This is a genomic window from Methylocystis echinoides (assembly GCF_040687965.1).
GTDB classification, from domain to species: Bacteria; Pseudomonadota; Alphaproteobacteria; order Rhizobiales; family Beijerinckiaceae; genus Methylocystis; species Methylocystis echinoides_A.
Genome location: NZ_CP156084.1, coordinates 1,797,802 through 1,821,388 on the forward strand (window position 1 = coordinate 1,797,802; position 23,587 = coordinate 1,821,388).

Sequence of the window (23,587 nt, forward strand, 5' to 3'; positions counted from 1 at the left end):
ACTCGAGAGGCGCCGCATCGGCGCTCGCAGCTTCCCGCCGCCCGGCGTCGCTGGCCGGGACGAGCCCGGCCAAGACGCAAGGAAGCGGGGGTCAAAGCGTCCGCTTGATTTCCTCGACGCGGTAGCACTCGATGACGTCGCCCGCGCGCATGTCCTGGTAGTTCTCGAAGGCCATGCCGCATTCCTGGCCGGCGACGACCTCCTTGACCTCGTCCTTGAAGCGCTTGAGCGTCGAGAGCTTGCCCTCGTGCACCACGACATTGTCGCGGATGAGGCGGACATTCGCGCCGCGCTCGACCGTGCCGTCGGTGACGCGGCAGCCTGCGACCTTGCCGACCTTGGAAATGTCGAAGACCTCGAGGATCTGCGCATTGCCGAGCATGGTCTCGCGCAACGTCGGCGCGAGCAGGCCCGACATGGCCGCCTTCACGTCATCCACGAGATTGTAGATGATGTTGTAATAGCGGATCTCGATGCCGGCGCGTTCGGCCGCCTCGCGCGCTTCCTTATGGGCGCGCACGTTGAAGCCGATGACCGCCGCATGCGAGGCTTCGGCCAGCGCAATATCGGATTCCGAGATGCCGCCGACGCCGGCGTGCACCACGCGGGCGCCGACTTCGTCCGTCCCGAGCTTCTCCAGCGCCGCGGCGATCGCCTCGACCGAGCCCTGAACGTCGCCCTTGATGACGAGCGGGAACTCCTTGCGGCCCGCGGTCTTGAGCTGGCTCATCATGTCCGAGAGCGTGCCGCGCGCCGAACCGCCGCGGGCGGCGAGCTTGTCGCGCTTCAGGCGCTCGCGATATTCGGTGATCTCGCGGGCGCGCGCCTCGGACTCGACGACCGCGACGCGGTCGCCCGCCTCGGGCGTGCCGTTGAAGCCGAGAATCTCGACGGGGAAGCTCGGTCCCGCCTCCTGCCGCGTCGCGCCCTTGTCGTCCAGGAGCGCGCGGACGCGGCCCCATTGCGTGCCCGCGACGATGATGTCGCCGACATGCAGCGTGCCACGCTGGACCAGCATTGTGGCGACCGGGCCGCGGCCCTTGTCGAGGCGCGCCTCGATCACCGTGCCCTCGGCGGCGCGGTCGGCGTTGGCCTTGAGGTCGAGCACTTCGGCCTGCAGCGAGATGGCGTCGAGCAGCTTGTCGAGATTGGTCTTCTGCTTGGCGGAGACGTCGACTTCGAGCGTCTCGCCGCCCATGCTTTCGACCTGCACCTCGTATTGCAGCAGCTCCGTGCGCACGCGCTCGGGCTTGGCGTCCGGCTTGTCGATCTTGTTGATCGCAACGATCAGCGGCACGCCCGCGGCGCGGGCGTGATTGATCGCCTCGATCGTCTGCGGCATGACGCCGTCGTCGGCCGCGACGACCAGAACGACGATGTCCGTCACCTTGGCGCCGCGGGCGCGCATGGCGGTGAAGGCCGCGTGGCCGGGCGTGTCGATGAAGGTGATCGGCTGTCCGCCGGGCGAGGTCACCTGATAGGCGCCGATGTGCTGGGTGATGCCGCCCGCTTCGCCGGCCACGACATTGGCCTGGCGGATCGCGTCGAGCAGCGAGGTCTTGCCGTGGTCGACGTGGCCCATAATGGTGACGACCGGCGGACGCGGCTCGAGATCGCCCTCGACGTCGGGCGTATCGAACAGGCCCTCCTCGACGTCCGACTCGGCGACGCGCTTGACCGTGTGGCCCATCTCCTCGGCGACGAGCTGCGCCGTGTCGGCGTCGATGACGTCGTTGATCTTGTGCATCTCGCCCTGCTTCATCAGCAGGCGGATGACGTCGACGGCGCGCTCCGACATGCGGTTGGCGAGTTCCTGGATCGTAATCGTCTCGGGCAGCACGACCTCGCGTGAAATCTTTTCCTTCTGCTCCACCTGGCCGCGGAAAAGGCGCTGCTGGCGGCGCTTGAAGGAGGCGACGGAACGCGTGCGCTCCTCACCCTCGTCGCTCGTCGCGGTGGTGACGGTGAGACGGCCGCGATTCTTCATCTCGCCGGCGCGCGGGGGCGTGGGGCGCGGCGGCGCGGGCGGCGCGCCGATGGTGCGCACGGGCGGCCGTTTGGCCGGCCCCTCGGCCTGCGGCGCGCGGCCAGCTGGCCCGGCGGCTCTGGGGGGCGCGGCCGCGGGCCTGGCGGCGGCGGCCGGGCTCGGAACGCTTGGCTCCTGCGGCAGGCGGCGGCGCGCTTCTTCCTCGGCCTTGCGTTTCGATTCGGCTTCGCGTGCGAGGCGATCCTCTTCCTCGCGCTTGCGCGCTTCGGCGGCGACGCGTTCGGCGCGCTCGCGCTCCTCGCGTTCGGCGCGAACCCTTGCCTCGGCCTCCGCGTGGCGGCGCTCTTCCTCCTCGCGGGAGCGGGCGTCGACCAGCGCGCGGGCGCGGGCCTCGCGCTCTTCGTCGGTCAGCGCGCGCAACACGACGCCGGAGCCGCTGCGCGGCGCTGGCGCGGGACGTTCAGGCCTCGGAGCGGGCGAAGGCGGCGCGACGGCGGGCGACGCCGGCTGGGCGGGCGCAGTCGCAGCCTTGGGCGCTTCATGGCCAGGCGCGCGGCGCTTGACCTTCTCGACCACGACCACCTTCTGGCGGCCATGGGAGAAGCTCTGGCGCACCGTGCCCTGCTCGCCGGCCGGCCGCTGCTTCAGATGCAGCGTCTTCGACGGCGCGACGGTCAGGGTTTTGTCGCTATTCTCGCTCTCACTCATCCAGCTTCCGATCCTCGGCCGCTTCCGACCCGCTTGAATTCATCGCCTCGTCCGCACGCCCCTCGGCGTCCGGCTGCCCATCCCGCATCGCCTGCGCCACAAGGGGCGCGCCGTCGAGCGCCACGCCCCGGTAAGCCGCCAGTCGGCGGCAGCGCGCCAGAAAACCCGCGCTCGGCCCGCCGGGGGCGAGCGCAGCATGTATCACATTTGTGCGCCCTAAAGCCAAATCCAATTGGCTCGAGGTAAATAAGCCGACGATGGGCAAAACGCCATCGTTTTCCTGTTTTCCCGCGCTCGCCCGGCGCGCGCCCTGACGCAGCTTGCGCTTGCCGTCGGCGCCGCCGTCCGCCGCTTCAACCAGAATCGCGGCCCCGCCTTTCGCCAATAAATCCTCGACCTTGTTGAAACCCGCGGTCACCACGCCCGCCTTATTGGCCAGGGCGAGCATCTGCAGACAATCGGCCTCGAGCAGCCGGTCCACGTCCTGGACGAGTTCGGGCGGCGTCTCCACCTGCTCCTTCAGTCCGCGCGCGAACATGCGCTTTTTTGCCGCCTCGGCGACGAGCGCCGCCCGGGCGCCGACCCAGACGCCGCGGCCGGGCAGACGAGCGCGAATATCCGGCGCGACGACGCCGTCGGGGCCGCGCACGAAGCGGATCAGCCCCTCCGGCGGCTCGCGCCGCCGCGTGACGATGCAGGTCCGCTCGCTCTCGCGCTCATTCGCCGCCACGGCCGTCACCGTCCTATTCGCCCTCCGCCGCGGTCGCTTCGGCCGCTTCGGATTCCTCGGCCTCCGGCGCCTCGATCCAGCCGGCGCGCACGCGCGCGGCCATGATCATCGCCTCGGCCTCTTCCCGCGACAGGTCGATCCCGTCGAAAAAGCCCGCGTGCTTGGTGGTCTCGCCATCCTTCTTTTCGGTCCATCCGACGAGATCGTCGGGCACGCAGCCGGCGAAATCCTCGATGGTCTTCACGTCGTTCTCGCCCAGCTTGACCATCATGGCGCTGGTGAGGCCTTCGATCTCGCGCAATTCGTCGGAAACGCCGAGCGCCACGCGGCGCGCTTCGTTCTCCGCCTCGAGCCGCTCGAGATAATTGCGGGCGCGGGCCTGAATCTCGCCGGCGGTCTCCTCGTCGAAGCCTTCGATCGAGGCGAGTTCCGGTAGCTCGACATAGGCGAGCTCCTCGACGGAGCGGAAGCCTTCCGAGGCCAGCAGGCGGCCCACGACCTCGTCGACGTCGATCGCGCTCATGAAGACGCGGGTGCGCTCCTCGAATTCGCGCTGACGGCGTTCGGATTCCTCGGCCTCCGTCAGAATGTCGATGTCCCAGCCGGTAAGCTGCGAGGCCAGACGCACGTTCTGGCCGCGCCGGCCGATGGCGAGCGACAGCTGATCGTCCGGCACCACCACTTCGATGCGGGAGGAGTCTTCGTCCAAAACCACCTTCACCACTTCAGCGGGCTGCAGCGCGTTGACGATGAAGGTCGCGGCGTCCGCCGACCAGGGGATGATGTCGATGCGTTCGCCCTGCAGTTCCTGCACGACCGCCTGCACGCGCGACCCGCGCATGCCGACGCAGGCGCCGACGGGGTCGATGGAGGAATCGCGCGAGATGACGGCGATCTTGGCGCGCGAGCCCGGATCGCGGGCGACCGACTTCACCTCGATCACGCCGTCGTAGATTTCCGGCACTTCCTGCCTGAACAGTTTCGCCATGAACTGCGGATGGGTGCGCGACAGGAAGATCTGGGGGCCGCGCTGCTCGCGGCGCACGTCGTAGACATAGGCGCGCACGCGATCGCCGGGGCGGAACATTTCGCGCGGGATCATCTCGTCGCGGCGGATGACGCCCTCGCCGCGGCCGAGATCGATGATCACATTGCCGTATTCGACGCGCTTGACCACGCCGTTGACGATCTCGCCGATCCGGTCCTTGTATTCTTCATACTGGCGGTCGCGCTCCGCCTCGCGCACCTTCTGCACGATGATCTGCTTCGCCGATTGCGCGGCGATGCGGCCGAAGTCGAAGGGCGGCAGGGTTTCGGAAATCCAGTCGCCGGACAGCGCCGCCGGATTGCGCTTGCGCGCGTCCTCGATCGAAATCTGCGTCGCGTCGTTTTCGACCTTGTCGACGACGAGCAGGAGACGCGAGAAGCGGACTTCGCCGGTGCGCGGATTGATCTCGGCGCGCACCTCCGTTTCCTGGCCGTAGCGCGAGCGCGCCGCCTTCTGCAGCGCGTCCTCCATGGAGGCGATCACAATGTTGCGGTCGATCGACTTTTCGCGCGCGACGGCGTCGGCAATCTGCAAAATCTCGAGTCTGTTGGCGCTGACGGCCATGGCTCAGTCTCCCTGAGAGCGGGGGGCGCGGGGCTTCGCGGGCCCCGGACCTTTCTTGAAGTGCGTCTGCACGCCGGCGGGGACCAGCGGCTTGGCTTTGCCTTTCTGCGGACCGCGGAAACGGCCCGGCCCCCGGCGCGGGCGTTCTGCTTCGTCTTCGCCTGGGACCTCCTCGTCCTCGGCGGCCTGCTGAAGCTTGCCGGCGCGCAGCGACTCGCGGATGAGCGCCTCGGTGAGCATCAGCTTGCCTTCGTCGAGGTCGGCGAGCGGCAGCACGACGAGCTTCTCTTCATCCGAGCGCGCATCGGTGCGCTCGAGCGCCAGATTGGCGCCGCGGCCTTCGCCCTCGACGCCCCGAATGAGGCCGCGGAAGCGCTTGCGCCCGGATTCGAGCGGATGCGTGAGCTCGATGCGCGCCTCATGGCCGATGGCGCGGGCGAAATCCGAAACGCGGACGAGCGGGCGGTCGACGCCGGGAGAGGAAACCTCCAGCCGATATTCGTTTGTAATGACGTCGGCGACGTCGAGTTCCGGCGACAGAGCCTGGCTCGCCGCCTCGCAATCGTCGATGGTCATGGTCCCGTCCGGACGCTCGGCCATGATCTGCAGGGTCTGGCCGTTCTGCTGCATGAGCTTGACGCGCACCAGGCGGAAGCCCAGCTGCGCGAGCACCGGCTCGGCCAGATGCGCCACGCGCGCGGCGACGCCCGTCTCGCCGACGAGGCGGGGCTCGTCCAGGGCGGCGTCGATGGAGGCGGCGTTTTCGGTCAAGCTTCGGTCCTGCGGTTCGGGTGAGCCAAACAAAAAAGAGCGGGTCCCCGGCGGGGCCCCACTCTCAACGGCGACCACCCTGGATGATCGTTATGAGATGGAATTTGACGCCTTATACACCAGAGGGGCGGGGGAGGGCAAGGAAAAGCGGCGACGTAGGGTCGCGGCGCAGGCCCCAGAAGAACGCGCCATCGCCCCTCGCGCTTCGAAACGCCGCCTTCGGCGGCTCCTCGGCATGAGGGGCTTTTTATTCCTTTAATTAGACGCTTATGCCTCATCCCCGACCTGCGCCTCAGTCTCGCGGCCGCGACCCTTTCCCCTTTAGCCTGTCACTGCCCGATGAATTTGAAGGGCTCGGCGGGCGCGAATTTATCCGACACCTCGTCGGCGAGGATGGGATGCCCCTTGAGATCGAGCTTCATGGGCTTCGCGCCGGCGTCGAGCTTCAGCTTGTCGAGATCGACCCAGAAGATCGACGGGCTGTACGACGATTCGAAATAATAGCGCTTGGCCCTGGAGTCCGAGACCGTGCGCCAGATCGTCGAGGCGATATTGGGCTCTTTGGGGTCGCTGATGCCGAGCGGGACGGAGACGGCGCGGATCAGCGAGAAGACGGTGGCGGTTGCGAGCCGCGGGTCCTTTTCCTTCGGCGCGGCGTAAAGATTCCAGCTGACGCGCGCAAAACGGTCGGAGGCGCGCGCCGTGCCGGGGAGGAATTCCAGCCCGCCAACCGTATTCCAATAGGCGGTGATCGCGAGCTGATGATCATAGGACGGCGAATTGGTCATGACCCGGTATTGCGGCCCGTGATGAATGACGAGCTTGCCGCCGAGATATTCGAAAATGGCGCTGTCGCCGGCGGCGTCGGCGAGCGAAAGATGGCCGGCGGCCTTTTTTCCCCCCGGCAGGTCCGGCGCGACGAGAACGAAAGGCTCCTTCTTCAGCGCCGTCACCGCGTCGGCGACCGTCGCGAAATTGTCGAGCGCATATTGCGCCCAGGCGCCGATGGAGAGCTTCGGCTTCCTGGAGGCCGCGGCGTCGCCGTAATCGGCTTCGACGAGATAGAGCACATTGGCGACGAGCCCGGCGTCGTTGATTCCATCGACCGTGGCGAGATTGTAGAAGGAGCTGATCACCGAACCGTGCTTGGCGGACCATTTGATCGAGCCCGGCCCCGCGGAGCCGTCCCGGCTCATGCCGCGCGGAAAGGCCCAGAGATCGGTGGCGGGATCCACCATCCAGTCCATGGTGCGTCCGACGATGTAGGACCCATCGCCGGTGTCGTAGACGATGCGCGTGCAGGCCTGCGCCGCGACGTCGGAAAGAGCCAATGACGTTCCCAAAAGCAGGCTGAAAATGCTTTTCTTCATGACAATCCTCATTCATGAAAGGTTGGCGCGTTCATTGTTACAACCCGCCACAGAGGATGGCCACGCCTAAGTCGTTTCACGCGCGTTTGATCTTGCCCGCGAAAACGCGTCCTATCCTCCCTGCGCGATTCCCGCGCCTTTTCGCACAACGCCAGATGACCCGACCGCCCAAAATTCTCGTTTTCGACTCCGGCCTCGGGGGCCTCACGGTTTTTTCCGAGATCATCAAGCTGCGGCCGGGGGCCGATTACGTCTATTGCGCCGACGACGCGGGATTTCCCTATGGCTCCTGGAAGGAGGGGGATCTCGTGCAGCGGGTCAGGGCGGTGATGGAGACGCTCATCGCCGGCCATGCGCCCGATCTTGTCGTCATCGCCTGCAACACCGCCTCGACGCTGGTGCTTCCCGATCTGCGCGACCACTGGCCGCAACTCCCCTTCGTCGGCACGGTGCCGGCGATCAAACCCGCGGCGGAGCGCTCGCGGTCGCATCTCATTTCGGTGCTCGGCACGCCCGGCACGGTGGCGCGCGATTATACGCAAAATCTCATCGCGCAATTCGCCGCGCATTGCCGCGTGACGCTCGTCGGCTCGGGGACGCTGGCGCGCATCGCCGAAAGCCAGATGCAGGGGCAGGGAGTCTGTGACGAAGACATCGCCGCGGAGATTGCGCCCTGCTTCGTCCAATCGGATGGACGGCGGACCGACGCGGTCGTTCTCGCCTGCACGCACTATCCGCTGCTCGTCGACGATTTTCGGCGGCTCGCGCCCTGGCCGGTGGACTGGATCGATCCGGCTCCCGCCATCGCCCGGCGCGCGGACCAGGTGCTGCGCGAGCGCGGTTTCGACGAGCCTTTCGCGGGAACGGGTCAGGCGCGCGCGGTCTTCACCAGCGGCAAGACGCCGGACGCGCAGCTGCGCGCGACGCTTGCCCGCTTCGGGCTCGTCGCAGGGTGATCGACGCGCGGCCCTGTGGCCGCTCAGCGCGGGGCCTGCTCCAGATGCGCGAGCGCGGCTTTCGCATGTCGGGTGGCGGCCGTCGCCCGGTTCTTCTCGCCTTGCTTGATCGCCTGTTTCAAATGCACGATCCCGGCGCGGACATGGCGGTTGGATTTTTCCTTCTGCGCCGCCTCGGCGTGCTCGAGCGCCTGTTTGGCGTGGTCCGTCAACCCATCCGCCTTGCCGTCGAGGCCCTGGCCGACGGCCTCGCGCGCATGGGAGATCGCCTCGGCGACGTGGTTTTCCTGAGCGACTGAAAGGCCCGGGCGCGCCAGGAGCGCAGCGCCCATGAGCGCCATCAAAGTCCTGCGATTCATGTCATTCTCCCAAACGGACGAGCGAGCGGCCTCCTCGCAGAAGGGAGATAGTCAGCGGTCGAGGGCGGGCAATCCCGCCGAGACTCAAGGTTTCGGCTTGTCCGTCAGCGTTTCCAGGAAAGCGACCAATGCGTCTATGTCCTTTTCGGAGAGGCGCGGCTTCTCGCCGAGCTTGCGGTCATAGGGCGCTTCGTCAGTATTGACGTTCCCGCGATAATCCGCCGGCAGATCGTCGAATTTCTCGGCCTTGCCGTACCAGCGCTTCGGATCGGTGTCGCGCGTCGCGTAGAAGGCGACGACGTCGCGCAGCTTCGTGAAGACGCCATTGTGCAGATAGGGGCCGGTGACGGCGATATTGCGCAGGGTCGGCACTTTGAAAGCGCCGCAGACGCTTGCGACGTCGAAGCCCGCGGGCGCGAACTTGTCGAGGCCGGGGCGCTTGCACAGCCCGAGATCGGGCGTCGTCGCGGTCGCGGCGATCGCCGCATTCTTCGGACCGCCGAGCGCGTCGTAAGTGAAGTCGGTGAAGAGCCAGTCCTGCGGCGCGCGCGACTCTTCCGCGCCGGCGTGGCAGGCGAGGCAATTGCCTTTCTTGGGGTCCTTGAAGAGCGCGAAGCCCTTCTTTTCGAGCGGCGTCAATTCCGCCTTGCCGCGCAGAAAATCGTCGAATTTCGACGCGAAAGGATGGAAGCGCGGGCTCGATTCATAGGCGACGACGGCCTGGGCGAGCTTTTCGAAGGCGGCGTCGGGCTCATCGAAGAGCTTGTCGCCATAGACCTCGCGGGCGAGCGGCGCATAGACGCCGTCGCGGATCGTCTCCACGGCGAAGCGCTTGGAAGGCGCGTTCATTTCGAGGGGGTCGAGCAGCGGGCCTTCGAATTGCGCGAGCAGGTCGCTCGCCCTTCCGTCGAGGAACTGTCCGCCCGCGGGAATCTTCTCGACCTTGCCCGTCTCTTCGTTCTTTTCGTCGATGAAGCCGAAGGGCGGCGCGAAGGAGGCGTACATGATCGAAGGCGTATTGCGCTTGCCGAGCGACTCGGGCTTCGAGCCGCGCGCCACGGCGGGGACGGGCGAGCCGTTGGCGCCCTGAAAGGCGGTCGCGGCGTCGTGACAGGAGGCGCAGGCGACCCCGGCCGGGCGCGACAGCGACTTATCCTCGAAAATGCGTTTGCCCAGCCGCTCCAGCGGCGTGAGCCCCGCCTCGTCGGACGCCGTCTGCGGCGCTTCCAGCGCGAGGGCGTTAGAGGCGAGCAGGGTCAGGACAAGCGATAAAACGAGACGCGCCGGGCGTGCAGTCTGGGGCATAAGCCGCTCATTTCTCAACCTTAAACGCCGCTTGCGGCGGTTGAGCCCGAATTTACGGAGCGGCAAGCCTCAAGGTCAATTTGACTTTCTTACATTCCTTCCAGGGAAGGCGCTGCCCATTGTCGCAGTAAGCGCGAGAGGTTCAGCGCCCGGCAAATGCTGCGCAGAGGCGTTTTCAGCCTATCGGCCGAAAGGCCAGCCGCCCGAGGCGAGCGCAGAGCCAAACCACACCATGAAGAGACCCACGAGGATCATCGCCAGCCATTTCGGCGCCTTGGCGAGCGCCTCGATCACCTTGGGCAGGGCGCCCAGAACCTTGGCGAGCGTATCCTCGGCCTTGATCATCCCCGCGCCTCGCTCCGCGCCGACCTTTAGCGCGGCGGCGACGACGCCGATGAAAATGAGCACAACGCCAAGAAACGCAATGAGATATCCGAGAAAAACCATGGGGAGCGCTCCCAGCTGAGCAATGCCTCACTCTTCCCCGGAAACGGGCGCCGCGCAAGAGCGGCGTCAGAGAAGGGCTCCGTCGCCGCTGCGCGCCGGCCCAGCGGACAGCGATCAGAGCGCGAAGAGCGCCCGCGCCGGTTCCGACAGCAGCGCAACCCCCTTGCCGAGGCCCCCCAGCATCGCGCCGCGCATGTCTTGCGGCAGGAACACGCAGTCGGGGTCGGGTTTTTCAAGGTAGCGCACCAGAGTCGCGGCGAGTTCGGTCTGTTCCGCGGCCGTCAGATCCCTTTGGGTCAACTCCCACATCTCAGGAAACCGGCCGGGCGCCTGTCGGCCGCAGCCGATCTCCTGCAGCACGGCGATCATCCTGACACGCGCCTGCCAGAGCCGGTCGAGCCGGGGTTGGTCAGGCTTCCCCAGCCGACGGTCGACGTCGTCCATCATGTCGAGATGAGCGACCAAGATCGTCGACGCTTCGTCGTAGAATTGCTGGCTGGGGCTGAAGGCGCGGAGTTCCTGCAGCATGTTTTGGACGCGCGCGCCGCAAGGCGGATAGGCGGCCGAGAAGCGTGCGCCAGAGCGTTCCAGCGCGGCGATGATCCTCACCGCCAGCACGGCGCCGGCAAAGGCGGTTCTGACCCCGACAAGCTGGCTCGCCGGCTGGGCGTAGAAGCCCAGCCCGAGCATGTCCGCGCTCGTCTCCTCATTGGCGAGACGCGGTTTGGTGAGGCCCAGATTGAAACAGGCGTGCGCCAATTCGTGCGCGATCATGAACAGTTCGGCCGAGGAGGCCAGATCCTCGGCGATCGCGAGTATCTGCGGCGCAACCGGGAAGCGCGCATGTTCGATCGGCCCCTTCTTGCGCCAGAGGTCGATCAGCGTCGGTTGGCAATGGCGCCGCCACATTTTGAATACGTCCGCAATGAGCGCGACCGCCTCTTCGACGGATTTGGCCTGGGGCGTCGTCGGAGCGCCATTGCTGGTGAACGTCGCCACGCCGCTCATCGCGCGCGTCACTGCATAAACGAAGTGCATCATCCCGCTCGTGACGATGATGGCGTTGCTGCCGTCCTCGAAGCGCACCGTTTCCGCGTCGGGGTCAGGCCGGCCCACTTCGCCGATTGCGACGGATCCGCTGTCGATCCGCGCCCGGAAATTCTCGGGCAGATTGGGTCGAAGCACGGCGGCGAGCGCCTGAACCCGGTCGGCGCCGCTCGCATTCGACGGGAAGGTCGGCGGACGCTCGGCCTTGAGGCGCTGCAGTTGGACTTCCGCGAGAGTCGCCATCGCGTCGTTTCCTCGCCGCCGCAGGCGGGCGGGCGTCCAGACCTGCCGGCCAGTCAGAGCTTATGCAGTCTCCCGCCATCGCTGGCGCTTGGCAAGGCCTGGGGCTGGATCAACCCGCCCGCGCCTGCGGCGCCGTCGGCTCGATCAGCCCTTCGAGACCCGCCGCCGGCGTCGTGGGCTCGGTCATGAATTGCGCCGCCGCCAGCGTCGCGAAGCGGCCGCCTTTGGCGACGAGGGCGTCGAAGGAGCCGGCTTCGACGATCTCGCCCTGATCGAAGACCAGAATGTGATCGGCGTTGCGCACGGTGGCGAGGCGATGGGCGATGACGAAAGTGGTGCGGCCCCGGGTCGCCGCCTCCAGCGCCTTCTGGATCTGGCGCTCGGTCGTGGCGTCGAGGGCGGAGGTCGCTTCGTCGAAGACGAGGATCGGCGGGTCCTTGAGCAAAGCGCGGGCGATGGAGAGGCGCTGGCGTTCGCCGCCCGAGAGCGAGCGGCCGCGCTCGCCGACGAGCGTCTCGCGGCCGTCGCTCTGGCGCAGGACGAAATCGGAGGCCTGCGCCAGCTCCAGCGCCCGCGCAATGTCGGCGTCGGTCGCGTCGGGGTCGCCGATGCGCAAATTCTCTTCGATGGTGCGGGCGAAAAGCATCGGCTCCTGAAACACGACGCCGATGTTGCGACGAAGCGACACCAGCGTGAAAGCGCGGATGTCGACGCCGTCGATCGTCACGGCGCCCTCGTCCGGGTCGAAGACGCGATGCAGCAGGCCGAGCGTGGTCGACTTGCCCGACCCCGTCGCGCCGACGAGCGCGATGGTCTGGCCGGGCTTGGCCTTGAAGCTCACGTTCTTCACGGCCTTGCGGCGCCCGTCATACGAATAAGTGACGTTCTCGAAGGCGACCGCTCCCGCGAGGCGGCCGGCGTCGCGCGCGTCGGGCCGGTCGGCGACGGACGGCTGCGTATCGAGCACGGCGAAGAACTCGGCGATCTTCGCTGACTGCTGAAACAGCACATTGACGAAGCCGACGACCTGCTCCAGCCGGCCGATGAGCATGGTGGCGAAATTGGTGAAGGTGACGATCTCGCCGATCGACGCCTGGCCATGGAGATGCAGCCAGGTCCCGAGCAGGAAGATCGACAGGATGGTCAGCGTCGCCGAGGCGCGGCTCGCGACCGCGACGAGCGCCCACCAGGACAAGACCGGCATTTGCGCGGCGAGCAGATCATCGATGATGCGCTTGAGCGCATGGGATTCGCTCTCGATGCGCGTGAAGCTCTGAACGACGGGGATATTGCCGAGCGCGTCGGAGGCGCGTTCGGCGAGAGAGGAGTTGTGGCGCTCGACCGCGCCCTGCAGGGCCTCGGTGCGGCGCAGCACATAGCTCGTCGCGACATAAAAGACGGCGACGAGCAGCATCAGCAAGCCGCCCAATCGCCAATTGAGAAGGAGCGTCGCCGGCAAGAGAATGAAGAGCGCGACGAAGGAGGCGCAGTTCTCGCGAAAGAAGGACAGCCACAGGCCGAACATGGCCGAAGACCCTTCGAGCATCGTCCTCAGCAGCCGTCCGGAATGGACGCCGGTGTGGTAGGTCAGCGGCAGATTGAGCACATGCTCGAAATAATCCGACAGAACCGCGAGCCGGCGTCGATGGGCGAGGCGGTCGGCGTTGAGGCTGACGAGAATGGCGCCGCCGATCGAAAACAGCCCGAAGCCCGCCCACGCCAGAAGCAGCGGCAGAAGATCGCTCCAGGTCAGGGTCTGTCCCGGCGCCTGGGCTTGGGTCATCCGGTCGATGATCCGCCCGAACAGCGTCGGCTCGGCGAATTGTGCGATGGCGAGAGAGAGATTGGCGGCGACGAGAATGAGCGACAGCCGCGCCTGCGGGCGCAAGAGGCCGAGAACCCGCCCATAGATCTTGAGGACCGACATCGCTCTTGTCCGCCGTTGCGCCCGACGAAAGGCGCTTACAGGCGTAGGCGGCGCCGCGCAAGAACTTTGCGGACGCCGCGGAACTTCGCCGGGCCCGGATGGTTACGATGCGGCCACGTTTTAAGGCGGAACCCGGTTCTTTCGCCACATAGATGAAGCTTCGAAAGGAACGCCAATGCCGGTCGAGGGCGTGTCCTCTGATTTGCAGCAGGTCGATGCGCCGCCGCCCGCCGCGGCGCGCCCCGCCGCGACGGGCGGCGTCCCGGTGCGTCTGAACGTCAATGGCTTGCCCTACTCGGTCACGCTCGATCCCCGCACGTCGTTGCTCGATCTGTTGCGCGAGCATCTCGATCTCACCGGAACGAAGAAGGGCTGCGATCAGGGCCAGTGCGGCGCCTGCACCGTGCTGGTCGACGGGCGGCGCATCAATTCCTGCCTCACTTTCGCGGTGATGCTCGACGGGGCGGAGGTCACGACGATCGAGGGTCTTGCGACGAATGGCGCACTGCATCCCGTGCAGCAGGCCTTCATCGACCATGACGCTTTTCAATGCGGCTACTGTACGCCCGGACAGATCTGCTCGGCCGTGGGGTTGCTCGCGGAGGGCAGGGCCAAGACCGCCGACGACATTCGCGAACTGATGAGCGGCAATATCTGCCGCTGCGGCGCCTATCCCCATATCGTCGCGGCGATCGAAGACGTGATGAGGCGATCGTGATCCCCTTCCGCTACGCGCGCTCGGCCGATGTCGCGGACGCCATCCGGTTGATCGCCGCAGATCCAACCGCGAAATTCGTCGCAGGCGGCACCAATCTCATCGATCTCATGAAGATGGACGTCGAACGACCGACGACCGTCATCGACATTACGCGGCTGCCGTTGAAGCAGGTCGAGAACACGCCCGGCGGGGGCCTGCGGATCGGCGCGCTCGTCCCCAACGCCGATCTCGCCTGCCATCCGCTCATCGAGCAACGCTATCCGGTCCTCGCCAGCGCCATCCTGTCCGGCGCGTCGCAGCAATTGCGCAATATGGCGTCGACGGGCGGCAACCTCCTGCAACGCACGCGCTGCCATTATTTCTACGACACGGCGACGCCCTGCAACAAGCGCGCGCCGGGAAGCGGCTGTTCGGCGATCGGCGGGCAAAATCGCATGCATGCGATTCTCGGCGCCAGCGACGCCTGCATCGCCACGCACCCATCCGACATGTGCGTGGCGCTCGCGCTGTTGGAGGCGACTGTGCACGTCGCGAGGCTCTCTGGAGACCGGGCGATCCCGTTCGCCGATTTCCACCGCCTGCCGGGCGATGCGCCGGAGCGCGACTCGACCCTCGAGCCAGGCGAGATCATCACCGGCGTAGAGTTGCCGCCGAAAGGCTTCCCGACGCACTACACTTATCTTAAAATCCGCGACCGGCTCTCCTACGCCTTCGCATTGGTCTCGGTGGCGGTCGGGCTCGAACTCGACGGCGGCGTCGTCGTGGAGGGACGTATGGCGCTGGGCGGCGTCGCCCACAAGCCCTGGCGCGATCCGGAAGCCGAAAGGGCCCTGCGGGGCCAACCCGCCGACGCGGCCGTCTTCGCGCGCGCGGCGGACGTGCTGCTGCGCGGCGCCAAAGGCTACGGGCGCAACGACTTCAAGCTCGATCTCGCGCGCCGTTGCATCCTGCGCGCGCTGACCCAGGCCGCACGCGGCGCGCCGCAATCGCAGTCGTCCAAGAGAATCAGCTGAGCACGCCATGACCCGTTACATCGGCGCCCCCACATCCCGTGTCGACGGCTTCGCTAAAGTGACGGGGGCTGCAAAATATGCGGCGGAATTCGACGCGCCGGGGCTGGCCTACGGCGGCGTGGCGACGTCGACGATCGCCAAGGGCCGCATCCTGCGCATCGATTGCGAAGCCGCCTTGCGCGTCGCCGGCGTCATCGAGGTCTTCACGCACGAAAACCGGCCGCCCCTGCCGGACGACGACGAGGCCTATAAAGACGCCACGTCGCCTGAGGGCGCGCCGTTCCGGCCGCTCTTCGACGACCGGATCATGTTCGATCGCCAGCCGATCGCGCTCGTCGTCGCCGAAACGTCCGAGATCGCGCGCTTTGCGGCTTCATTGATCGTGGTGGACTATGAAAGCGAGCCGCATCGGACCGATATGTTTCGCGACCTCGCGGCCGCCATTCCCCTAAAGGCGCCGTCGGACTCGTCGCAAGACGCGCAGTTCACCCCGCCAAAGACCCGCGGTCGGCCCGACGAGGCGCTCGCCGCTGCGACGACCCGCCACGCCGGGGACTACTTTGTCCCGATCGAGCATCATAATCCGATGGAGCTTTTCGCCTCGACAGTCGTCTATGAGGGCGACGGCAGGCTCACCGTCTATGACAAGACGCAAGGCGTCCAGAACGTCCAGCAATACTTGTGCAAGGTGTTCGAGATGCGGCCGGAAGACTTGCGCGTCGTCTCGCCCTTCGTGGGCGGCGCGTTCGGCTCGGGCCTGCGCCCGCAGTTTCAGGTCATGCTGGCGGTCCTCGCGGCGCGCGCGCTGCGACGGTCGGTCCGGGTCGCGTTGACGCGACAACAAATGTATGTGCTGGGCTACCGCCCCGCCATGCGCCAAAGCGTCGAGCTGGGCGCAAACGCCGACGGAACTCTCGCCGCCATCGCCCATGACGCGCTGACGATCACCTCGACATACGAGGATTTCTACCGGCAAGAAACAGCCTGGTCGGGCCTGCTGTACAAATGCGCGAATGCGAAATACGCGCATCGGCTCGCGCGGCTGGATCTTCCGACCCCTTGCGACATGCGCGCGCCCAGCGCGCCGACGGCGTTATTCGCGCTCGAATCCGCCATGGACGAACTTGCCGTCGCGCTCGAGATCGATCCGCTCGAGCTGCGTTTGCGGTGCTACTCCGATCGCGATCAGAATAACGATCGACCGTTCAGCAGCAAGGCGCTGCGCGAATGCTACCGCCAGGGGGCCGAAGCCTTTGGCTGGGAGAAGCGCAATCGGGAACCGCGTTCGATGCGGGACGACGGCGAGCTGATCGGCTGGGGCATGGCGACCGGCATGTGGGAGGCGCTGCAGATGCCAATCGCCGTGCGCATCGCGCTCGGCGCGAACGGCCATGCAGAAGTCGCCTGCGCAACCTCCGACATCGGCACCGGAACCTATACCATCATGGCGCAGGTCGCGGCCGACATGCTTGGGTCGCCTCTCGACAGCGTCAGCGTGAAGCTCGGGGATTCGAGCCTCCCCCAATCGCCTGTCGAGGGCGGTTCGTGGATCGCCGCCTCGGTGGCGAACGGCATTGCGACGACGGCGGGCGCCATCCGCGCGGAACTGTTGCGGCTTGCGAAGCGGATGCCGGACTCGCCATTTGCGACGGCGGCGGACAGCGAGGTTGCGCTGGTCGACGGCAAGCTCGTGACGACGGGCGAGCCGTCGCATTCGGCCCTGATCGCTGACATCATGCGCCACAGCGGCGTCGACCGCGTCGAGCAGGAAAAAGCCACCGAGCCCCGCGATGACGCGGCGCGCGCGCATAACACGCACTCGGCGATTTTTGTGGAGGTGAGAGTCGACGAGCAGCTTGGCGTCATCCGCGTCACGCGGGTCGTCAGCGCGATCGCCGCCGGGCGCATCTTGAACGCGAAGACCGCGAAGAGCCAGATATCCGGCAGCGTAGTCTGGGGGATCGGCATGGCGTTGCACGAGGAGACGCTGATCGATCACAGATTTGGCCGCATCATGAACGCCAACATCGCCGAGTATCACGTGCCGGTGAACGCCGATATCCGCGACATAGACGTCATCTTCGTAGAGGAAGCGCATGACGCCAATCCGCTCGGGATCAAGGGCGTCGGCGAGATTGGCGTTGTCGGCGTCGCCGCCGCGATCGCCAACGCGGTCTATAACGCGACGGGAAAGCGCGTGCGCGACTTGCCGATCACGCTAGATAAACTGCGGCTTTGAAGCTCTCGCGCGCGGCGCTACTTCTCGCCCTCGGCCGTCTCGACCTGCTTTTCGATGCGCGGATCCCATAACGCGGCGCCGTTCACCCGTGCGGCTTTCAATAGGTGATCATGATTGTTTCAGTAAACGCCGATGTAGATGAAGCTGAGCGCGTAGCTCGAAAACGCCGGCCACAGCGCAACGAGCGCCCTGACGTCTTCTCCGTTCGGAACTTTCAGCTCCAGCGCATGATGGTGATGACGATCGCCGAGACGCCGTCACTGACGGCTTCCAGCCTGTTCGTTCCCATCGGGTTCTCGCTTGCGCGGAGAGCGGCGCAGCCGTCCCAAGCCGATAAGAGATGACCCCAAACCCAATTGAAGCGGCCGGCGGGATTCGACTTATTCGTCTTCGCCGAAGCGATTGGCGACGAGCGCGTCGAGGGCGTCGAGCGCTTCTCTGGCCTGGGGGCCGCTGGCGGTCACGGTGATCGTCGAGCCCTGGCCGGCGCCCAGCGTCAGAATGCCCATGATCGAGCTGCCGCCGACCGTCTCGCCGTCCTTGGCGACGGTGATCTCGGCGTCGAACTTCTCGCAGCACTGGACGAATTTGGCGGTGGCGCGGGCGTGCAGGCCCTTGCGATTGATAATCGGAAGTTCGCGGGAAACGGCCGTGTCGGCCCCCCGCTCCTGCGCTTCGGTCATCGTGAAATCACTTCGGGTTGAGAACGCGGCTGGCGATATAGACATACTTTCGCCCGGCGTCCTGAGCCTGGAGCACCGCCTGCTCGAGCGTAGCCGTATCCCGCACCGACGCCAACTTGATCAGCATCGGCAGATTCACCCCGGCGAGAACTTCGACCTTGCCGCCGTTCATCACCGAAATGGCCAGATTGGAAGGGGTGCCGCCGAACATGTCGGTGAGCAGCACCACGCCGTCGCCGCTGTCGGCCTTGTGGATCGCTTCGAGAATGTCGGCCCGGCGGCGCTCCATGTCGTCTTCTGGTCCGATGGAAATGGAGACAAGCTGCTTCTGCGGCCCGACGACGTGTTCGAGCGCGGAGCGAAACTCCGTGGCGAGGTGGCCATGGGTCACCAAGACCATTCCGATCATCAGACCCTACCACTCATGAAGACGTCTCGCGCTGCGCGAAGCGGTTCTGTTGCTCATCCCGCCGCGGCTTTTCGCCCCCGACGGCAGCATATACAAGCTGAGCCGACCCGCCCATGCCTATTTTATCGGGCGCTCGCCAGGGCCGACATTTTGTGCGTCGCCGCGAAATTGGCAAGCAAAAAGCGCGACAACGCTTCAATTTGTGTCAACGCTTTGAAGGAAAACGACGATTCGCGCAAGAGCGGCGTCGTCGCAGCCTTGGACGTAAAGGCGCGGCAGGGCGACGCCCTGCAGCACGACTTTTTTTTCAGCCTCTTCGGGGAAGCGCGCCGGCGTCTCGCCGGGACGGCCGACGTCGACAAGGGCGCTGAGGCGGCAGGCCTTCTCGAAGGGAACTCGGACAGGGCCGATGCCTCTAACCTCGATCAGCCCGGCGATGGCCGGATGCGGCCGCGCGACGAGCCGCCCGCCGTGCGACTCGACCCGCACCCGGTCGTCCCCGACGAGCCGCGCAAAGGCGCCCGACGCCTCAATCCGCGCAATCAGGGCGAGGGTGAGGGCGCTCTTGCCAGCGCCCGAGGGGCCGCGCAGCAGCAGCCCCTTTTCGCCGAGCGCCAGCGCATTGGCGTGGAGATAGGCGGCGGGGGGAGGGGCGCCTGGCGCTTGCGCCATCATCGCGCCGACGGGAGCCAGACGACGAACCGCGCCCCCAGAACCGTGTCGCCGGGCTCCGGCTCGTCGGCGCCGTCGGGATGGGCGAGGGTGCGATTGAGCGCGCGTATGCGGCCGCCGTGCGCCTCGATGATCTGCCGGGATATGGCGAGACCGAGGCCCGAATTCTGGCCGAAGCCCTGTTCGGGCCGGTCGGTGTAGAAGCGCTCGAAAATGCGCTCGAAGGCGCCTGCCGGGATGCCCGGCCCGTCGTCGTCGACGATGATCTCATAGCCTTCAAGGGCGGCGCCGCCCGGTCCCTTGGCGCGCTCCGGCCAGAGCGAGACGCGCACTTTGTCCCCCGGTTTGGAGAAGGAGCGGGCGTTGTCGATGAGATTGTTGAACACCTGGCCAAGGCGTGAGTCATTGCCCAGCACGCGCCAGCGCGACCGCGGCGCCTCATTGGAAGAATGGCGGATGGTCAGCTCGACGCCCACGCCGTCGCCGCGCTCGACGGCGCGGGCGATCTCCACCACCGTGATGAGCGCCCTGGAGAGATCGACGTCCTGCATGTCGGCGCGGGCCAGTTCGGCGTCGAGGCGCGAGGCGTCGGAGATGTCGCTGATGAGACGGTCCAGCCGGCCGACGTCATGCTTGATGATGGCGAGCAGCCGGTCGCGCGCGGAGTCCGTCTTGGCGATTGGCAGGGTCTCGACGGCGCTGCGCAGGGAGGTAAGCGGATTCTTTAGTTCATGCGCCACGTCGGCGGCGAAATGTTCGATCGCTTCGATGCGGTTGTAAAGCGCCGTCGTCATGTCGCGCAACGCCGCCGAAAGATGCCCGATCTCGTCGGGCCGATCGGAAAAATCCGGAATTTCGTGGCGCGACTTTGCGCCTCGGCGCACCCGCTCCGCGGCCTCCGCAAGGCGGCGCATGGGTTCGGTGATGGTGTTGGTGAAGAAGAGCGACAGCAGCAGCATCACGCCGGCCGAGACGAGGAAGATGCGGATGATCCCCCAGCGTTCGGTGGCGATGACGGCGTCGATGTCGCCGCCCATGGTGGAGAGCAGCAGCGCCCCGCGCACGGAGCGAAACCGCTGCACGGGCACGGCGACGGATATGATGGTTTCGCCCTTGGCGTTGGCGCGCACGACGGAATGCGCCCGGCCCTCGAGCGCGCTCTCGACCTCTGGATAGGTCTTGCCGTTGCCCATGCCGATGTCTTCGTAGAGCGGCAGCTCCGGCCGGCGCGTCAATCGGCGCATCGCGTCCAGCGTCTTCTGCAGAAAGGACGAGGCGTCGATGGTCGCGCCCTGGCCCGCCGGCGGCAGGTCGAAGCGCAGAATATTCGTGCGCCCCGAGACCGAGCGCGAGTCGAGCAGCAGATAGCCGTCGCGGTCATAGATGCGCGCGCGCAGCCGCGTCGGCGAGACGAGCCGGCGCAGAAGCGGTCCAACGCGCTCGGGGTTCAACGAAAATTCGAGCGCCAGCTGGTCCTCTCCGGCGCTGGCGCTTTCACCCGGCGCAAGCTTCAGAAGCTTTTCGGGGTCGATCGTGATGGCGTCGGTGTCGACGGTCGCGGAGGCCGCCACGGCGGCCGCAATGATCTCGCCCTGAGTCTGCAGGCTCTGCACCCGCGCGTCGATCAGGCCTTCGCGAAACTGGTTGAGATAGAGAAAGCCGCCGAGCAAGGCGACGAGGCCGCCGAGATTGAGGACGACGATGCGGCGCGTCAGCGACGACGAGAGATGCGACTGCGCGGTATGCAACAGCCGGCGCAGGCGCACGCCGAGCGGCCGCGTCCGCCGCGACGACGGCCGGACGGGGGCGTCGACGACGCGCGCCGCCGCCGCGTCGGCGACGGGAGCCTCCGCCGCGTCCTCCGCCAGCAATTCGCCGCTCTCGGATGCGCCCATGGGCAAAGGCCGTTACGTTTCCTTGAATCGGTAGCCGACGCCGTAAAGCGTCTCGATCATCTCGAAATCCGAGTCGACGACCTTGAACTTCTTGCGCAGCCGCTTGATGTGGCTGTCGATGGTGCGGTCGTCGACATAGACCTGGTCGTCATAAGCGGCGTCCATGAGGGCGTTGCGGCTCTTCACCACGCCGGGACGCTGGGCGAGCGACTGGAGGATCAGGAATTCGGTCACGGTCAGCACGACCGGGTCGCCCCGCCAGGTGCAGGTGTGGCGTTCGGGGTCCATCACCAGCGCGCCGCGCTCCAGGACCTTGGCTTCCGTTTCCTTCTGGGCGGCCGCCTCCTTGGGGTTGGCGCGGCGGAGGATCGCCTTGACGCGCTCCACCAGCAGGCGCTGGGAGAAGGGCTTATGGATGAAGTCGTCCGCGCCCATCTTCAGGCCGAACAATTCGTCGATTTCCTCGTCCTTGGAGGTGAGGAAAATCACTGGAATATCGGATTTTTGCCGCAGACGGCGCAGAAGCTCCATCCCGTCCATGCGCGGCATCTTGATGTCGAAGATCGCGAGATCCGGCGGATTGGCGCGCAATCCGTCGAGCGCCTGAGCGCCGTCGGTGTAGGTCTGCACGCGGTAGCCTTCGCCCTCGAGCGCGATGGAGACCGAGGTCAAAATGTTGCGATCGTCGTCGACGAGAGCGATGGTCGGCATGATCACCCTTTGCTTTGTTGGCGGCGATAGGCGCGGCTGGCGACCCGCGGAACATTTTTGCCCTCGAAGCGCCCGGAGGAAGCCCCGATCCGGGCGCGAGGCCTGTTATGTCGCCCGACGACTTTCGGGCCTCCGTCGCCCGTAAAGTCCCGGCCCATCGCGGCTGAAATGTGGCCCTTCAAGCGGCCAAGAACGCCTGATGCGCATCAAAGAGGCATGCCTGCCTGCGACAGCCTCATGCCTCTCTTATATACACATTCGGCCGCTATTGCGACCCCGATGCCGCTTTGAGACAGGAATGCAGGCAAAATCATGACGATAGCCAATGACGGGCCGCCCCTGCGCGACCCCCGACAGGATCCGGACTTCGATCCTTTGGCGGAATCCAAGCGACTCTTGCGGTCGATCCGCACGGCGACCCTGGCGACTTTGACGGAGAGCGGCGCGCCTTTCGCCACATTGACCGCGATCGCCACGGATTACGACGGCGCGCCGATCCTGCTGCTGTCGCGGCTCGCCCAGCATACGCGCCATCTCGAGCGCGACAATCGGTTGTCGCTGCTGCTCGCCCAGGGCGGCAAGGGCGACCCCATGACCCATCCGCGCCTGACCCTCGTCGCGACGGCCGCCCGCACAGAGAACCCGGACGCCCGCGCCCGCTTCCTGCGCCGCAATCCCAAGGCGCAGCTTTACGCCGACTTTCCTGACTTTTCCTTCTGGCGGGCGGAGATCGAGGCGGTGCATCTCAATGGCGGATTCGCCCGCGCGGCGGATTTCGGGCCGAGCTATCTATTGACCGACCTCTCCGGGGCCGAGGCGCTCCTGGCCGCCGAAACTGAGACTTTGGCGAAGCTCAACGCCGACCACGCCCGCGTTGTCGCGGAATGTGCGGCGAAGCTTGCGGGCGGGAAAGCGGGACAGTGGCGGGCGACCGGCCTCGACCCCGAGGGGATCGATCTCGCCAGCGCCGACGCCACGGCCCGGCTCGTCTTCAACGCGGCTGTGAAAACGCCCGAGGCGGCGCTCGCCGAACTGGCGCGTTTCGCCGCCGCGTCCTGATTGACTTGCTGCTGGAAAGCCGCGGCCCCTGCCGATTGCGCGTCGAAAGGGGCCAGGCGCGCCCTTAGGCCTCGGTGAGGAAGCCCGCGATCTCGTCCTTGAGCGAGAGGCGCTTTTTCTTCAGGTCCTCGATGGTCGCGTCGTCGACGGGTTCGACGTTGGTCTCCATACGATGGATCGAGCGGTTCAGCGTGTGATATTCCTCGGCGATGCGCGCGAAATGCGCGTTGCTCGCCTTCAGCGCATGGATGGCCTGGGCCTTTTCGGGGAATTCTTCGTGCAGTTCATGCGCGACATGGCTCATGATGGATTTTTCTCCCTCTATCGTTTCTGGAATCATTGTCGGCGCGCTGGCGCCGCTGAAGCCTTTTACCGGTTTTCGCAAAGGGAACCGAGTCCTCGGACTCTGCGACCAAAGCGCGCAAGCGCAGCCGCGCTCGTCCCTCGAAGCGAGGCCGAAACGGCCTCGAACTCGGCCGCGCGGCGCCGCCATCCGCTGGCCGCAGCGGCGGACCGCGCGGGGCGCCCAATTTTTCTTCGGCATTTTTCTCGCGCCGGCGTTCAATCTGCGCTTGACGCGTTGCGAAGGCGCGATTAGGTTCCGCGCACTTTCGACAGGCCGTAAGTTCACGCCGTCGGTGAGCGCCGCGCTCGCGACCCTTCGAACTTATACGCTGTCGCCTTGCCTGTGACCGCCAAGCAAAGCCGGCCTAGCCGGATTGGTAT

22 protein-coding genes are annotated in these 23,587 nt (G+C 66.4%); 5 read left to right on the forward strand and 17 right to left on the reverse strand.

The genetic code is table 11. The features are described from left to right. Window positions 1-91 precede the first annotated feature (91 nt). From infB to RVU70_RS08735, 5 genes are all read right to left on the reverse strand, one after another. Window positions 92-2,695 (reverse strand): translation initiation factor IF-2, encoded by a 2,604-nt coding sequence (gene infB, locus RVU70_RS08715; protein WP_363351002.1) that lies wholly within the window; start codon window positions 2,693-2,695, stop codon window positions 92-94. Continuing rightward, the gene (locus tag RVU70_RS08720; protein WP_363351004.1) at window positions 2,688-3,434 is read right to left on the reverse strand and encodes an RNA-binding protein; all 747 of its coding nucleotides are present in this window, start codon (window positions 3,432-3,434) and stop codon (window positions 2,688-2,690) included. The genes infB and RVU70_RS08720 overlap by 8 nt, the downstream gene beginning before the upstream one ends. A 4-nt stretch (window positions 3,435-3,438) precedes the next feature. Next, window positions 3,439-5,037, reverse strand: coding sequence for a transcription termination factor NusA (gene nusA / locus RVU70_RS08725; RefSeq protein ID WP_363351006.1), 1,599 nt, complete (start codon window positions 5,035-5,037; stop codon window positions 3,439-3,441). Window positions 5,038-5,040: 3 nt separating this feature from the next. Further along, window positions 5,041-5,808: a ribosome maturation factor RimP gene (rimP, locus tag RVU70_RS08730; protein ID WP_363351008.1), complete on the reverse strand. Its 768-nt coding sequence runs from the start codon at window positions 5,806-5,808 to the stop codon at window positions 5,041-5,043. 329 nt (window positions 5,809-6,137) lie between these two features. Continuing rightward, window positions 6,138-7,178, reverse strand: a complete 1,041-nt coding sequence (locus RVU70_RS08735) for a linear amide C-N hydrolase (protein ID WP_363351010.1) — start codon at window positions 7,176-7,178, stop codon at window positions 6,138-6,140. A gap of 155 nt (window positions 7,179-7,333) precedes the next feature. Here RVU70_RS08735 and murI point away from each other — a divergent pair, with 155 nt between their 5' ends. Next, on the forward strand, window positions 7,334-8,134 hold the full coding sequence (gene murI / locus RVU70_RS08740) for a glutamate racemase (protein ID WP_363351012.1): 801 nt from the start codon (window positions 7,334-7,336) through the stop codon (window positions 8,132-8,134). 23 nt (window positions 8,135-8,157) lie between these two features. Here murI and smbP read toward each other — a convergent pair whose 3' ends face one another. From smbP to RVU70_RS08765, 5 genes are all read right to left on the reverse strand, one after another. Further along, the gene (gene smbP / locus RVU70_RS08745; protein WP_363351014.1) at window positions 8,158-8,493 is read right to left on the reverse strand and encodes a small metal-binding protein SmbP; all 336 of its coding nucleotides are present in this window, start codon (window positions 8,491-8,493) and stop codon (window positions 8,158-8,160) included. 84 nt (window positions 8,494-8,577) lie between these two features. Beyond that, window positions 8,578-9,798: a cytochrome c peroxidase gene (locus RVU70_RS08750; RefSeq protein ID WP_363351016.1), complete on the reverse strand. Its 1,221-nt coding sequence runs from the start codon at window positions 9,796-9,798 to the stop codon at window positions 8,578-8,580. A 180-nt stretch (window positions 9,799-9,978) separates the two neighbouring features. Then, complete coding sequence (locus RVU70_RS08755) at window positions 9,979-10,245, reverse strand: hypothetical protein (RefSeq protein ID WP_363351018.1); 267 nt, start codon at window positions 10,243-10,245, stop codon at window positions 9,979-9,981. A gap of 114 nt (window positions 10,246-10,359) precedes the next feature. Then, a complete protein-coding gene (locus RVU70_RS08760) occupies window positions 10,360-11,535 on the reverse strand; it encodes a hypothetical protein (RefSeq protein ID WP_363351020.1) in 1,176 nt (391 codons plus the stop codon). A 109-nt stretch (window positions 11,536-11,644) separates the two neighbouring features. Then, window positions 11,645-13,462, reverse strand: a complete 1,818-nt coding sequence (locus tag RVU70_RS08765; RefSeq protein WP_363351022.1) for a glucan ABC transporter ATP-binding protein/ permease — start codon at window positions 13,460-13,462, stop codon at window positions 11,645-11,647. Between the two features lie 175 nt (window positions 13,463-13,637). Between RVU70_RS08765 and RVU70_RS08770 the strand changes: the two genes are divergently transcribed. From RVU70_RS08770 to RVU70_RS08780, 3 genes are read left to right on the forward strand one after another with little or no spacing between them, the layout of a single operon-like run. Beyond that, on the forward strand, window positions 13,638-14,180 hold the full coding sequence (locus tag RVU70_RS08770; protein ID WP_363351024.1) for a (2Fe-2S)-binding protein: 543 nt from the start codon (window positions 13,638-13,640) through the stop codon (window positions 14,178-14,180). Then, complete coding sequence (locus RVU70_RS08775; protein ID WP_363351026.1) at window positions 14,177-15,193, forward strand: xanthine dehydrogenase family protein subunit M; 1,017 nt, start codon at window positions 14,177-14,179, stop codon at window positions 15,191-15,193. The genes RVU70_RS08770 and RVU70_RS08775 overlap by 4 nt, the downstream gene beginning before the upstream one ends. Before the next feature lie 7 nt (window positions 15,194-15,200). Next, a complete protein-coding gene (locus RVU70_RS08780; protein WP_363351028.1) occupies window positions 15,201-17,432 on the forward strand; it encodes a xanthine dehydrogenase family protein molybdopterin-binding subunit in 2,232 nt (743 codons plus the stop codon). A 119-nt stretch (window positions 17,433-17,551) separates the two neighbouring features. Here the strand turns inward: RVU70_RS08780 and RVU70_RS08785 are convergent, their stop codons facing one another. The 6 genes from RVU70_RS08785 to RVU70_RS08810 form a co-directional block, all read right to left on the reverse strand. Next, the gene (locus tag RVU70_RS08785; RefSeq protein WP_363351280.1) at window positions 17,552-17,656 is read right to left on the reverse strand and encodes a TMEM175 family protein; all 105 of its coding nucleotides are present in this window, start codon (window positions 17,654-17,656) and stop codon (window positions 17,552-17,554) included. Between the two features lie 156 nt (window positions 17,657-17,812). Beyond that, complete coding sequence (locus RVU70_RS08790; RefSeq protein ID WP_363351030.1) at window positions 17,813-18,115, reverse strand: HPr family phosphocarrier protein; 303 nt, start codon at window positions 18,113-18,115, stop codon at window positions 17,813-17,815. Between the two features lie 7 nt (window positions 18,116-18,122). Then, a complete protein-coding gene (locus RVU70_RS08795; RefSeq protein WP_363351032.1) occupies window positions 18,123-18,524 on the reverse strand; it encodes a PTS sugar transporter subunit IIA in 402 nt (133 codons plus the stop codon). Window positions 18,525-18,719: 195 nt separating this feature from the next. Next, a complete protein-coding gene (locus RVU70_RS08800; protein WP_363351034.1) occupies window positions 18,720-19,196 on the reverse strand; it encodes an HPr kinase/phosphatase C-terminal domain-containing protein in 477 nt (158 codons plus the stop codon). Then, a complete protein-coding gene (locus tag RVU70_RS08805; RefSeq protein ID WP_363351036.1) occupies window positions 19,196-21,091 on the reverse strand; it encodes a stimulus-sensing domain-containing protein in 1,896 nt (631 codons plus the stop codon). The genes RVU70_RS08800 and RVU70_RS08805 overlap by 1 nt, the downstream gene beginning before the upstream one ends. Window positions 21,092-21,103: 12 nt before the next feature. Next, window positions 21,104-21,802 carry a response regulator transcription factor gene (locus tag RVU70_RS08810; protein ID WP_363351038.1) on the reverse strand — a complete coding sequence of 233 codons (699 nt, stop codon included), beginning with the start codon at window positions 21,800-21,802 and terminating at the stop codon, window positions 21,104-21,106. A gap of 312 nt (window positions 21,803-22,114) precedes the next feature. Between RVU70_RS08810 and RVU70_RS08815 the strand changes: the two genes are divergently transcribed. Further along, window positions 22,115-22,861: a pyridoxamine 5'-phosphate oxidase family protein gene (locus RVU70_RS08815; protein WP_363351040.1), complete on the forward strand. Its 747-nt coding sequence runs from the start codon at window positions 22,115-22,117 to the stop codon at window positions 22,859-22,861. Between the two features lie 64 nt (window positions 22,862-22,925). Here the strand turns inward: RVU70_RS08815 and RVU70_RS08820 are convergent, their stop codons facing one another. Further along, window positions 22,926-23,165, reverse strand: coding sequence for a YdcH family protein (locus tag RVU70_RS08820; protein ID WP_363351042.1), 240 nt, complete (start codon window positions 23,163-23,165; stop codon window positions 22,926-22,928). Window positions 23,166-23,587 lie beyond the last annotated feature (422 nt).